The following is a 13,977-nucleotide window of genomic DNA, read 5'->3' on the forward strand; positions in this document are numbered from 1 at the left end:
TCTTTTCACATCATATTGTTCATAAATCAAGATAAAACTATTATCTTTGCCAAAAACAATACAGTTTATGATGATCAGTGTTGCAAATCCTATCTATGACTCAGTGTTCAAATACCTCATGGAGGATGAACGCATAGCCAAAACCATACTCTCTGCTTTGCTGAAGAAAGAGATTGAGAGTGTCGAGCTGCGTCCTCACGAATATGCCAACCAGACGAAGGACCGGCTGTCCATGTTCCGCATTGACTTTGGTGCCAAGATCCGGGAAACAGATGGGAAAAGTCATTTGATACTGATAGAACTTCAGAAGACGTGGCTTGAAACAGAGACTTTGCGCTTCAGACAGTATCTCGGAGCTCAGTATAGCAACAAGCTGAACATCAACAAGGATGACAAGAAAGGTTTTGCCATACCCATGGTCTCCATCTATCTCTTGGGACATCGCGTCGGAGACATTGACGTTCCTGTATTGTATGTCAATCATCATTATTATGACTATGACGGTAATGAAGTGACACATGGTGTACCCGACCCCTTCGTTGAGAGTCTGAATCACAATAGCATCATTGTGCAGATTCCGTTGCTTCACGGTCAGATTAACAACCGTCTTGATGAGGTATTGAGCATCTTCGACCAGTCAAAAGCAGATGATGCCGACCGTCAGTTGCTTCATATTAATGAAGAGAACTATCATGGTGATGAGAATATGGAGTATATCGTCCACCGCCTGTCGGCTGCTGCTGCCGATGCAGAGATGCGACAGGATATGAATGTGGAGGACGAGTATTTCTCAGCTCTGGAAAATCGTGATACGATGCTCTTGAAAAAGGATGAAGAGCTAAGTCGAAAGGACGCCCAGCTCAAGGCCAAAGACACACAACTTGAGACGAAGGACGCCCAGCTCAAGGCCAAAGACACACAACTTGAGACGAAGGACGCCCAGCTCAAGGCCAAAGACACACAACTTGAGACAAAGAACGCCCAGCTCAAGGCCAAAGACGACCTACTTGAGGCTAAAGATGCCCAAATACAAGCTATGGTGTCCAATTTGGCTAAACGTGGAATGAATGTTTCAGAGATAGCTTCTATCATTGGCAGGTCTGTGGAAGATGTGGTTAAGATGTTATCATGAAGCCTTTCTTTCTTCTGTTTTTCATTCTTGTCTTCTCCGGCCAGAGCTATATCATGCTACGTACATGGCAGTTGCTGCCTGCCGTCCCTTCGGTGCGTATCACTGTTGTAGTGCTCATGGCGACAGCCCTCATCCTGTCAATTCTTTCCGTGACCCATGTTATTGACGCGTGTCCCATGTCCGTATCACGTATAGCATACGAGGTAGGTACCTCATGGCTCATCATCGCCATCTATCTGATCATCATCTTTCTGACCGTTGATATCCTTCGGCTCTCTCATATCGTAAGTTCCACAACATTCAAGTCTAATCTGACGCAGAGTGTGGTCCTTACTATCAGTCTTACACTTATCTTCTTTCTAGCATGGTACCATTATGAACATAAGAAGCGCGTGGCAATCAACGTCAGCACCACCAAAGTTCTGAATAAGCCCCTACGGTTTGTGCTCGTGAGCGATCTTCACTTGGGTTACCACAACACGCGCAAGGACCTGCACCGGTGGCTACAGCTTATCAAAGCAGAACATCCTGATGCCATACTCATCGGCGGTGACCTCATTGACGGCAGCTACCGGCCTGTAGCAGTAGAGAATATGGCAGAGGAATTTCGTCACATGGATATTCCCGTTTTTGCCTGTTTAGGCAATCACGACTATTATACGGGGCTTGACAACGACCTCAGATTTTGTCATAGAGCCGGTATCACTGTGTTGCGTGACAGTGTTGCTTCTTTTGAGGGCATCACGCTTATCGGACGCGATGACCGCACCAACCCTCACCGTAAAAGTCTCCATGAAATTATGGCTGGCGTCAATCCCAAGTCTTTCCTCTTAGAACTCGACCATCAGCCCTATCATCTGGAGGAGGCGATGAACAACGGCATTGACTTTGAGTTTGCCGGTCACACCCACCACGGACAGGTGTGGCCCATCAGCTGGATCACTGATGCCCTCTATGAGAAAGCCTTCGGGGCCTGGCAGAAAGGTCATACACATTATTATATTAGTTCCGGAATGGGCATCTGGGGAGCAAAATTCAGAATTGGCACACAGTCAGAATATATTGTTCTAAGCATCATAAACCGTAAGTAAAGATACTATTCTCCTGCCTGAACCATTTATCCATGCCACCTCTTCGGAGACCCATCTCCAATGAATTTCAGTTGGAGCATTAGTGCAGGGTGGCCCCCCTGTGGGCCACCTCAGACTATGTTCGACCGCTTTATCATCGGTTATGACGCCTCTTCAGGTAGGGCACAGGGCCCTACCCTGCACTACAAAGAATGGCTGGCGATCGCTAAAATGTAAACTCTTTTGGCAAAAAAACACCCGCTCTTGAACATGCATTCCAGAGCGACGATGACGGCTTCATCCCTGCTTTTCGTAAACATCATGACCCTTTTCGGAAGAATTCCCGCGGGACATCACCTGAATCGCACTGCCTTTACAGTGAAATGGCAATATGACTACAGTTGAATCGCAACGCCTCTGCACCTATATCGCACTGCCATTGCAGCTGAATCGCGACGTAAAAACCGTGTTATGGCGAGGCGACAAGACTCAGATAAACCTATTAAAACATAACCACTTGATTATTAATAAAATACAAAACGACCCAAGAATGGCCTGTTTCCGGCAAAAGAACACGCCCTTCCTGATTTTTTCAATTCTCAGAGCTGGTTTTGTAAAACAATATTTATAGCTTTGGTGGGCTTAGTAACCGTGCAACCCAAATGAAAGGATTAAGGCCGTTCTCCGCATTAAAGATAAAGAGACATTTTCGTCAAAGTATCTCATGATATGGTTTCTCCGTCCGGAGTTTGACCACTATGCCCGCTTCCATTCGATTGGCATGCACGAGAAATTTTCAGTTGATATGGGCCGATAGTGGCCAAGAGCGTAACGCGCATCTTCCATTAAATCCCAATTTGGACTCATCTCGTCGATTTTGCTGAAAGAGTAGTCATAGATCCCGCAGCCATCAGAACTGCCTAACCATTTTTCAGTGAACTTCAAAAAATAAGGTATCCTTTTATTGCAAATAAAACGTTTTTCAATGATTGTCAAAGCAAGTTAGCGATTTTTTTTATAACTTTGCAATGAAGGCGACTGACGCCCTCTCTTATATTATGGACGACGACAAGATAAAGAACAACAATAGCGAACAGGACGAGGAGCTGACCGTGGATCAACACTCTGATTATCAGCCTGTAGACCGCTTCGACGCTTCGGCGGTGCACCATCTCTCCGGGATGTACAAGAGCTGGTTTCTCGATTATGCATCCTACGTGATTCTGGAGCGCGCCGTGCCTCATATCGAGGACGGCCTGAAACCGGTGCAACGCCGCATCCTCCACACGATGAAGCGCATGGACGACGGCCGCTACAACAAAGTGGCCAACATCGTGGGTGAGACCATGAAGTTCCACCCGCACGGCGACGCCTCCATCGGCGACGCACTGGTGCAGCTCGGACAAAAAGACCTGCTCATCGACACGCAAGGCAACTGGGGCAACATCCTCACCGGCGACCGCGCCGCTGCACCCCGATATATTGAGGCACGCCTCTCAAAGTTCGCATTGGAGACAGTGTTCAATCCTAAGACCACAGAATGGCAGCTCTCCTACGACGGCCGTAACAAGGAGCCGGTGACGCTGCCGTCGAAGTTCCCGCTGTTGCTGGCGCAGGGCGCCGAGGGCATTGCCGTGGGACTGTCATCGAAGGTGCTGCCGCACAACTTCAACGAGCTGTGCGACGCCGCCGTGAGCTATCTCCGCGGCGAGGAGTTCCACCTCTACCCCGACTTCCCCACGGGCGGCGCCATCGACGTGTCGAAATACAACGACGGACAGCGCGGCGGCGTGGTGCGCGTCAGGGCAAGGATAGAGAAGAGAGATGCCAGGATACTCGTCATCAGCGAGGTGCCATACTCCAAGACCGCAGCCTCTCTGCAGGACTCCATCACCAAAGCCATTGAGAAAGGCAAGATCAAAGCCCGTAAGGTGGTGGACATGACGGCGCGACACGTGGAGATACAGGTGATGCTGGCCCCCGGCGTATCGCCCGACAAGACCATTGACGCACTCTATGCCTTCACCGACTGTGAAATCAACATCTCGTCCAACTGCTGTGTCATTGAGGACGACAGACCACAGTTTCTCACTGTCTCCGAGGTGCTGCAACACTCCACCGACCGCACCATGGGCCTGCTGCGGCGTGAGCTGGAAATCCGCAAAAGCGAACTTGAAGAACAGCTCTTCTTCGCCAGTCTGGAGCGCATCTTCATTGAGGAGCGCATGTACAAGGAGAAAGACTTTGAGCAGGCGCCCAACCAGAAGGCGGTGCTCAACTTCCTAGACAAGAAATTCGTGCCCTGGAAGCCAAAGCTCATACGCGAAATACACGAGGACGACTATCTGCGACTGCTCGAGATCAAGATGCAGCGCATCCTCAAATACAATAAAGACAAGGCCGACAAACTCATGACCAAGATGAAGGCCGACATCAAGGGCATTGAGCACGACCTGGCTCATATGACCGATGTCACCGTGGCGTGGTTTGAACACTTAAAGGAGACCTACGGCCACGACCATCCACGCCTCACCGAGGTGCGCTCCTTCGACACCATCGAAGTGACAAAGGTAGTGGAAGCCAACGAAAAACTCTACATCAACCGGCAGGACGGATTCATCGGTACCGGACTGAAGAAGGATGAGTTTGTGTGTAACTGCTCCGATTTGGATGACATCATCCTCTTCTACCGCGACGGCAAATATAAGGTTATTAAAGTGGCAGAGAAAATCTTTGTCGGCAAAAACGTGCTTTGGGTGCAGGTATTCAAGAAAAACGACACGCGCACTATCTACAACGCCGTCTACCGTGACGGCAAGAAAGGTGCCTACTTCATCAAGCGCTTCAATGTCACCTCTGTTGTCCGCGACCGCGAGTACGACCTCACGCAGGGCACGGCGGGATCGCGTGTGGCTTACTTCACCGCCAACCCCAACGGTGAGGCGGAGGTCATCAAAATCACGCTTGAGCCCAACCTGACACGGAAGAAACAATCGTTGTTCATAGAGAAAGATTTCTCCGACATTCTCATCAAGACCAGGACAGCCCGCGGCAACCTACTGACGCGGCAGAATGTGAAGCGCATCACCCTCAAGAGCCACGGACACTCCACCCTCGGCGGAAGGAAAGTGTGGTTCGACAGTGACGTGAAGCGTCTCAACTACGATGCACGTGGCAAGTATCTCGGCGAATTCAGCGACGGCGACAATATCCTCGTCATCCTCCACGGTGGCGACTATTATATCACGAGCTTCGACCTCAACAACCACTTTGAGGACAACATCGCACTCATTGAGAAATACGACCCCCACAAGGTGTGGACGGCGGTGCTCCTCGACGCCGACAACAACGGCTACCCTTATCTCAAGCGATTCCGGTTAGAAGCGAGGAGAAATCCGCAAAACTTCGTGGGCGACAATATCGACAGCCGTCTACTGCTCCTCACCGACACATCCTGCCCCAATCTCCGTGTCAGCTTCGGCGGTGCAGACAGTGTACGCCCTCCCCTGGAGATCGACGCCGAGCAGTTTGTCGGCGTCAAGGGATTCAAAGCCAAAGGCAAGCGCGTGGCCACATGGCAGGTGGAAAAGGTTGAGGAACTGCCTCCCCTGGGTCAGCCCAAATCTGCTGGAGATGCCAATGACGACGACAGCAAAGAATCCGACAACAACACGGACCTCGACTCTGATGCCGGCAAGTCACGACAGCAGATCATCGACGAGATGACCAGACAGCTCGACCTCTTCGACGACGACAAGTAAGAGACCCTACCCTATATCAGTGCAGGAATGGCTCTCCCCAGTTCCTCTACGTGTGGGAGATAGAGATAATGACCGCCCATAACCCCCTATTAATACGTTCTCATGACATCAACACCTTTGATATGGATTTCGACGTTGGCATTAACGCTCACCCTGCTTCTGCTCCCCTACAACAAGGCCGCAGCTCAGAAAGAAGCCGCCAGCCTCATCAGCATCGGGCATACCGACCTGCTCGACACCTATCTCTCGCAAGAGAAAGCCACAGGGCTTGAGTTGCGCTATACGAAGGAGAAAGCCAACCGCAAAAACCTGAAAACTGACAGTACTGCCACAATGCCGAGGCTACGAAGATGGTCGACCTACATCGTGCAAGAGGCCTTCTTCACCAAGGCTGGCACTCGTGGCAACGACAACTCCTTCCTCGGAGCTCTCTACAACCTGCGGTTCGGCTGGCACTACAATATCGATCCTTTATCGCCTGCCCCAGCGTGTGAATCGTATGCATCTTCCCCGCGTTCACCCCTCAATCTCCGCATCGGTCTCTTGACCGACCTCAGCCTCGGCGGCCTCTACAACACCCGCAACAGCAACAACCCCGCACAGGCGAGGATGGCTCTGAGCCTTGATCCTTCCGTGATGGCGACATGGCGCTTTCACCTTAAAGGACGACCCTTCACCTTGCGGTACGTGGCTGCCGCACCCGCACTGGGCATCGCCTTCTCGCCTAACTACGGACAAAGCTACTACGAGATCTTCACGCACGGCAACTACGACCACAACATCGTATTCACCTCACCCGCCTCAGGGCTCCAACTCCACCAGATGCTCATACTTGGCTTCAGACTGTGGCACATCTCATTCTCCATAGGCTATCTCGGAGATATCCGACAGATGAGCGTCAATAGCCTCAAGTATCATCAATACACGCACGCACTGACTATAGGATGGATGTACTGAAGAGTCTCAAATTCTTGAGCCATAAAAGGCACGAACATAATTCTCTCATTCTCTAATTCTTGAGCATAAACACCTTGAGTAAAAAGACATTATATTTCCTGATTCTGATCCTCACGCTGACCTCGTGTGTTGAGGATGAGCAATTCGCCAACTCGCCCCAGGGTAACTTTGAGGCATTATGGCGTATCATGGATGAGCACTACTGTTTCTTCCAGGAGAAGGGCGTTGACTGGGACTCTGTCCATGCCGCCTATTCTCCAAGGTTTAATGACGGCATGACCGACGAACAGCAATTGGAAGTACTTGGCAATATGCTCTCCGAGTTACGTGACGGGCATGTCAATCTCTTTGCATCGTTCAACTACAGCCGTTACTGGGGATTTCATGAACGCTACCCCGCCAACTACAGCGACTCGCTTATACGCAGCTATCTCGGCACCGATTACCGCATCTCTAACGGCATGCGCTACCGTATCCTCAACGACAATATTGGATATCTGCGTATATCCACCTTTGATAATACCTTGAACGCAGGCAATCTTGACGACATCCTCTTGTATCTGCAACCCTGTCTTGGACTCATCATCGACTTGCGCAATAATGGCGGAGGATTACTCACATCAGCAGAGACACTGGCCGCACGATTCACCGATAAGAGCATTCTCGTCGGATATATGAAGCACAAGACAGGGAAAGGACATAGCGACTTCTCCCCGTTAGAGGAACAATGGCTCAAACCGGCTAAAGGCATCCGCTGGCACAAACCCATAGTGGTGCTCACCAACAGGGCGGTGTATTCTGCTGCCAACGAGTTCGTGAAGTTCATGCGCCACTGCCCCAATGTCGTCACTGTCGGCGACCGTACGGGCGGTGGAGCGGGAATGCCCTTCTCATCGGAGCTGCCCAAAGGCTGGAGCATCCGCTTCTCAGCGTGCCCCATATATGATTCAAACAAGAAAAGCACAGAGGACGGCATAAGGCCTGATATCAGCGTTGCTCTCACCTCACACGATTTCAAACGTGGAATTGACACCATCATTGAGAAAGGAAGGCAGATTATTAAAACGAAATAAAAATGAACAAAAAGACATGAACCCATATTCCATTCTTATTTCTAAAAGCCTCAACATCAGGGTTGAGCAAGCGGAAGCGGTCATCGAGTTACTCGACGCTGGCGCCACTATCCCCTTTATTAGCCGTTACCGTAAGGAGGCCACGGGCAACCTCAATGAGGTACAGGTGGCAGCAGTCAGCGACCTCTACGAACGACTGAAGGAATTACGGAAACGCAAGGAAACAATCCTCAAGACCATCGACGGACAGGGTAAGCTCACCGACGAGCTGTGCCAACGCATCGAGACATCATGGGATGCCACAGAGATAGAAGACATCTATATGCCCTTCAAGCCACGTCGCCGCACCCGCGCACAAGTAGCGCGCGAGCAGGGTCTTGAGCCGCTGGCCAAGATCATCATGAACCAAAAAGAGCATTATCCCGACATGGCGGCACAGCGATTTGTAAAAGGTGACATAAAAGATATTGGACAGGCCATCAAAGGTGCGCAGGACATCATCGCTGAGGGCATCTCCCTCAACGAGGGCACACGACAGGCTGTACGTCATAACTTCCAACGAGAAGCCACCATTGTTTCGCGCGTCATCATGAAGATGAAGGATGAAGACAAGGCACAGAAATACAGCGACTATTTTGCCTTCTCCGAGGAGCTGCGCCGCTGCTCCTCCCATCGCCTGCTTGCCATGCGCAGGGGCGAGACGGAAGGCGTGTTACGTGTAACCATCACCGGCGATGACGAAGGCAACATCGAGCGACTTAAGCGTCACTACGTCCATGGCTTCGGACCCTGCCAGACGCTTGTAGCCGAAGCTGTGGAAGACAGCTATAAGCGCCTCATCGAGCCGTCAATTGAGAATGAGTTTGCCGCCCTAAGCAAGGAGAAGGCCGATGATGAGGCTATTCGAGTGTTCAAGGAGAACCTCCGACAGTTGCTGCTCGCCGCGCCACTCGGACAAAAGAGGGTCATGGGAGTTGACCCCGGCATCCGCACAGGGTGCAAAGTTGTGGTACTCGACGCACAGGGTAACCTGCTTTACCACACAGTAGTATTCGCTGTTGGAGGCCATGGAGACAGCAAGAGTTCTATGTCTCGCCTTTCCAAGGCGGAGGAGCAGTTCAGCGACATTGCCCGCAAATGGCGCGTTGATGCCATCGCTTGTGGCAACGGTACTGCATCGCGCGAGACTGCTGATATCTTGAGGCAAATAGACGGTATTCCTACCTACGTCGTCTCCGAGGACGGTGCGAGTATTTATTCCACCTCCGAGGTAGCACGGGAGGAGTTCCCCAATGAGGATGTCACCGTGCGCGGTGCCGTCTCCATTGGCCGACGACTCATGGATCCACTGGCTGAACTGGTAAAGATCGACCCAAAAAGTATCGGTGTAGGACAGTACCAGCACGACGTAGACCAGACGAAACTCAAGCACAGCCTCGACCAGACCGTGGAGCTTTGCGTCAACGCCGTGGGCGTGAATGTCAATACAGCTTCAAAGAATCTGCTGACTTACGTGTCGGGACTCGGACCCGTACTGGCACAGAATATCATAGACTACCGACGGGAGAATGGTCCATTCACCTCGCGAGCGCAGCTGAAAAGAGTACCACGCCTCGGACCCACCGCGTTCCAGCAGTGTGCAGGGTTTCTGCGTATCCCCGGAGCAAAGAATCCACTCGACGCTTCCGCCGTCCACCCAGAGAGCTATGCTATTGTGGAACACATAGCCAAAGACTGTGGCTGTACCGTGGCCGATCTCATTAGGAATGCTGACCAGAGAAAAAAGGTGAACATCAATAAGTATGTGTCAGCCAGTGTGGGGCTACCTACACTCACCGATATCATGAAGGAGCTGGAGAAACCCGGACGAGATCCGCGCGGCAAGGTGGAGACTTTCGAGTTTGACCCACGTGTTCGCAAGCCAGAAGACTTAGTACCAATGATGGAGCTGCCCGGCGTTGTCACAAATATTACCAATTTCGGTGCGTTTGTCGACATCGGCGTGCATCAAGACGGACTGATACACATCTCCCAACTCGCTGACAAGTTTGTACACGACCCCAACGACATAGTGAAACTCCATCAACATGTACGCGTCAAGGTCTTGGAAGTGGACAACCGCCGCCACCGCATCGCACTGACTATGAAGGGCGTGCCGCAACGGTAGTGATAATTCCGGCTTTGGCATTTTAATTCTCCATATCAGTCATGACTTCGAGAACACCATTCGCAATGCCATCTCCATCGGTGGCGACAGTGATACGATAGGTGCCATGGCAGGAGGTATCGCTCAAGCTGCTTACGGACCGTGACGAAAAGAGAGGGATCTAATATAGGCTTGTCAGTCAATTCCGAAAGACCACACATATATTGCATGTAGAGATTCTCGCATATTATCTGATGTGTGTACTTCTTTAACACCACAAAGGAACACGAAAGTAGGAGATAAGCACCTATGATTAGCGTTTACCTCCCACTCGATTGTGTTTCTCTTGTGTGCAGACAGTACACCTCGACCGTGTCGGAAACGCGCCACATATATTATGTCGGAAACGCGCCACATCTGAGGTGCGATACTATTTAACCTTTTGGGGTTTCATTTTCAGGTATTGGCACCCCCCTTGTGCTCTTTGTATGGTCGATGACGAAGATACTGTTAAGGCTTCCTACGCAGGGGATGGTGCCGAGGGTGTTGAGCATGAACTGCTGATAGGCTTTCATATCTTTCGTGTAGACCTTGATGAGAAAGTCGAAGTCACCACTGGTATTGTAGCACTCTGTGATCTCGTCAATGCTCTGTACGGCATCCATGAACTCTCGGATAAGTGCCTGGGTGTGCTGCTTGAGCCGAATGTTACACAGTACGAGGATGCCATTACCCACCTTCTGCGGGTTGACGACTGCCATGTAGCGTTCAATGTATCCCAGGCGCTCCAGGCGCTTCTGGCGCTCGAAGGTGGGAGAGGGAGAGAGGTGAACGCGCGCAGCAAGTTCCTTGATGGTCATGCGCGAGTCCTTCTGAAGGAGCTGCAGGATGCGGCGGTCGGTATCATCGAATGTCTCCGTATTTGCCATAGTCGAATTTTATCGAATAATATTCTGTAATTGAAGTATTGATGGTGCAAAGTTAGCATATTTTACTGAAAACACAAGAATATTTATTTGAATAATTATTGTTGCTCCGCTTTGCTGCCAATCAGCATAGATCTTGCGGAACTCCTCAATGTTCATGTGTGCCATATTACGAATAAAGAATAAACCTCTAAGCATGGCAAACGGAATGACTGCCAAATCGTTACCCGAAAATCAGCTTATTGTGCGGAACGCCCTTCTATAAAAGGTTGCTGCTTTTCCATCCAAAGTTACAAAAAAACTTTTGCTATGAGCCATTAACTGAATAAAAATATGTACTTTTGCGACAATAAAGGCAACAGGAAGCGCCAGCTCTCTGATGCGGGACTATCTCTGGATCAACAAATTTTATTCATTAATGAAAACTATCGGAAACAGACTTCTATTCTTTATCATTAGCTTATCAATGTCTGTCTATTTATGGGCAGACGATGTGGTGGACTATGTTAACCCATTGGCTGGATCGGAATCGACATTCGAACTATCAACAGGCAACACTTACCCTGCCATTGCCCTCCCATGGGGAATGAACTTCTGGACACCACAAACCGGTAAGATGGGCGACGGTTGGGCTTACACCTATGCTGCCCATAAAATAAGAGGTATCAAGCAAACCCACCAGCCAAGTCCCTGGATCAACGACTACGGACAATTCTCGATCATGCCTGAGACGGGACATCCCGTCTTTGACGAGAATCTCCGTGCAAGCTGGTTTTCGCATAAGGCAGAAGAAGTGACACCTTATTATTACAAGACCTATCTTGCTGATTATGACATCACCACCGAAATGGTACCAACAGAACGGGCGGCAATGTTCAGAATTACATTTCCAACGTCAGATAGTGCGTCCATCGTTATTGATGCCTTCGATAAAGGATCATCGATCACCATCATACCTTCCGAAAACAAGATTATCGGGTACTCTACCAAAAATAGCGGTGGTGTGCCAGAAAACTTCAAGAACTATTTTGTTGTGGTGTTCGATCATCCTTTCAACTACCAATACACCGTGAATAACGGACAACTCGACTCCCATGAACTGACAACAGCCTGTGATCATGCCGGTGCCATTGTCGGATTTAAGACCACACACGGTGAGCAAGTCCACATGCGGATAGCTTCCTCCTTTATCAGCCCCGAGCAAGCAGAGCGCAACCTAAAAGAGTTAGGTAACAATAGTTTTGAAAACCTAAAGCTTAAAGGCCGACAAAGATGGAATGACGTGCTTGGAAAGATTGAAGTCAAAGATGACAATATCGACCACCTGCGCACATTCTATTCCTGTCTTTACCGCTGCGTGCTTTTCCCACGCCAGTTTTTTGAGTACGGAGCTGACGGCAAGCCCATGCACTACAGTCCCTACAACGGCAAAGTACTTCCCGGCTATTTATATACCGACACCGGCTTTTGGGATACTTTCCGTGCCCTACTTCCACTGGTCAACTTCCTGTATCCTACCGTCAGCTCACACATTCAATCGGGGCTTGTCAATGCCTACTTGGAAAGTGGCTGGTTGCCGGAATGGGCCTCACCGGGGCACCGGGGCTGCATGGTCGGCAACAACTCTGCCTCGGTGGTGGCCGATGCCTACCTCAATGGCATACGTGGCTATGATGCTGAAACGCTTTGGAAAGCCGTAGTCCACGGAGCCAACGGCGTTCACCCAACCGTCAGCTCCACCGGCCGACTGGGGTACGACTACTATAATCGACTGGGTTATGTACCCTACAATGTCCATATTAATGAGAACGTAGCGCGCACCTTAGAATATGCCTATGCCGACTGGTGCATTTATGAGTTTGGAAAAGCCCTTGGCAAGAGCAAGAAGGAGTTAGCACCTTTCCGCAAACGTGCGCTCAACTACCGCAACGTGTTTGATCCGGAAACGAGACTTATGCGCGGCCGTAATCAGGACGGTTCTTTTCAGAAGCCGTTCAATCCCTTGAAATGGGGCGACGCTTTCACTGAGGGTAATAGTTGGCATTACACATGGAGCGTATTTCACAATCCCAAAGATCTCATAAACCTAATGGGAGGTCCCAGCCAATTCTGTGAAATGCTTGACTCCGTATTTAATCTTCCCCCCATTTTCGACGACAGTTACTATGGACAAGTCATACATGAGATTCGCGAGATGCAAATCATGAACATGGGCAACTACGCTCACGGCAATCAGCCTGTTCAGCATGCCATTTATCTCTACGACTATGCGGGACAGCCCTGGAAGGCCCAGTACTGGATACGCGAGGTGATGGACCGCCTCTACAATGCCCATCCCGATGGCTATTGCGGCGATGAGGACAATGGCCAGACCTCAGCCTGGTATGTCTTCTCCGCCATGGGCCTTTATCCCGTTTGCCCTGGTTCCGGACAGTATGCACTTGGAACTCCTTATTTTAAATGGATGCGGATCCATCTCGAAAACGGCAACAACGTGACTATCTCTGCGCCCGATTGTTCCAAAGCAAACCGCTATGTCTCCTCGCTCTTTCTTAACGGTCAAGCATACGACAAGAACTATGTCGGCATATCCGTCCTGAAAGCCGGTGCAGATCTTCAGTATCGACTCAGTAGTGAGCCCAATCGTTCACGTGGCACCTCCACTCAGGCCGCGCCTTACTCTTTTGCTGACGAACGCTGAAAACAGTCGCCCTGTGTCTTATACTGAATGAGAGAACTGTCTTAACGCTCAGGGTAGACGGGATTCATACATTCCGCAGGCACTTTGCCTTCACGCTGTAATCGCATTGCGTCTACGCCGTAAACGCATCGCCTTTACACCGTAATCGCATCGCCTCTACACCGTAGACGCAATGCGATTACGGCGTAGAGGGAAAGCGACCTCATCCAAA

The 13,977-nt window shown here is 50.3% G+C and carries 9 protein-coding genes; 8 read left to right on the forward strand and 1 reads right to left on the reverse strand.

All coding sequences use genetic code 11. The annotated features are described in order from the left end of the window. Positions 1 to 67 precede the first annotated feature (67 nt). The 7 genes from PREMU_RS09495 (at position 68) to PREMU_RS15700 (ending at position 10,305) form a co-directional block, all read left to right on the forward strand. The gene (locus PREMU_RS09495) at positions 68 to 1,132 is read left to right on the forward strand and encodes a coiled-coil domain-containing protein (protein WP_007574869.1); all 1,065 of its coding nucleotides are present in this window, start codon (positions 68 to 70) and stop codon (positions 1,130 to 1,132) included. Next, positions 1,129 to 2,223: a metallophosphoesterase gene (locus PREMU_RS09500; RefSeq protein WP_007574870.1), complete on the forward strand. Its 1,095-nt coding sequence runs from the start codon at positions 1,129 to 1,131 to the stop codon at positions 2,221 to 2,223. Before PREMU_RS09495 ends, PREMU_RS09500 begins: the two co-directional genes overlap by 4 nt. Before the next feature lie 1,037 nt (positions 2,224 to 3,260). Continuing rightward, positions 3,261 to 5,963, forward strand: coding sequence for a DNA gyrase/topoisomerase IV subunit A (locus PREMU_RS09515; RefSeq protein ID WP_040558885.1), 2,703 nt, complete (start codon positions 3,261 to 3,263; stop codon positions 5,961 to 5,963). A gap of 102 nt (positions 5,964 to 6,065) precedes the next feature. Further along, positions 6,066 to 6,920: a DUF3316 domain-containing protein gene (locus tag PREMU_RS09520; RefSeq protein WP_007574874.1), complete on the forward strand. Its 855-nt coding sequence runs from the start codon at positions 6,066 to 6,068 to the stop codon at positions 6,918 to 6,920. A gap of 74 nt (positions 6,921 to 6,994) precedes the next feature. Then, complete coding sequence (locus PREMU_RS09525) at positions 6,995 to 7,993, forward strand: S41 family peptidase (protein WP_223918643.1); 999 nt, start codon at positions 6,995 to 6,997, stop codon at positions 7,991 to 7,993. Positions 7,994 to 8,009: 16 nt separating this feature from the next. Beyond that, positions 8,010 to 10,160, forward strand: a complete 2,151-nt coding sequence (locus tag PREMU_RS09530) for a Tex family protein (RefSeq protein ID WP_007574876.1) — start codon at positions 8,010 to 8,012, stop codon at positions 10,158 to 10,160. A 76-nt stretch (positions 10,161 to 10,236) separates the two neighbouring features. Then, positions 10,237 to 10,305 (forward strand): hypothetical protein, encoded by a 69-nt coding sequence (locus PREMU_RS15700; RefSeq protein ID WP_244863901.1) that lies wholly within the window; start codon positions 10,237 to 10,239, stop codon positions 10,303 to 10,305. A 268-nt stretch (positions 10,306 to 10,573) separates the two neighbouring features. Here PREMU_RS15700 and PREMU_RS09535 read toward each other — a convergent pair whose 3' ends face one another. Then, the gene (locus tag PREMU_RS09535) at positions 10,574 to 11,068 is read right to left on the reverse strand and encodes an Lrp/AsnC family transcriptional regulator (protein WP_007574878.1); all 495 of its coding nucleotides are present in this window, start codon (positions 11,066 to 11,068) and stop codon (positions 10,574 to 10,576) included. 415 nt (positions 11,069 to 11,483) lie between these two features. Here PREMU_RS09535 and PREMU_RS09545 point away from each other — a divergent pair, with 415 nt between their 5' ends. Then, the gene (locus PREMU_RS09545) at positions 11,484 to 13,766 is read left to right on the forward strand and encodes a GH92 family glycosyl hydrolase (RefSeq protein ID WP_007574880.1); all 2,283 of its coding nucleotides are present in this window, start codon (positions 11,484 to 11,486) and stop codon (positions 13,764 to 13,766) included. Positions 13,767 to 13,977 lie beyond the last annotated feature (211 nt).

This window comes from Hallella multisaccharivorax DSM 17128 (assembly GCF_000218235.1).
Taxonomy (GTDB): domain Bacteria; phylum Bacteroidota; class Bacteroidia; order Bacteroidales; family Bacteroidaceae; genus Prevotella; species Prevotella multisaccharivorax.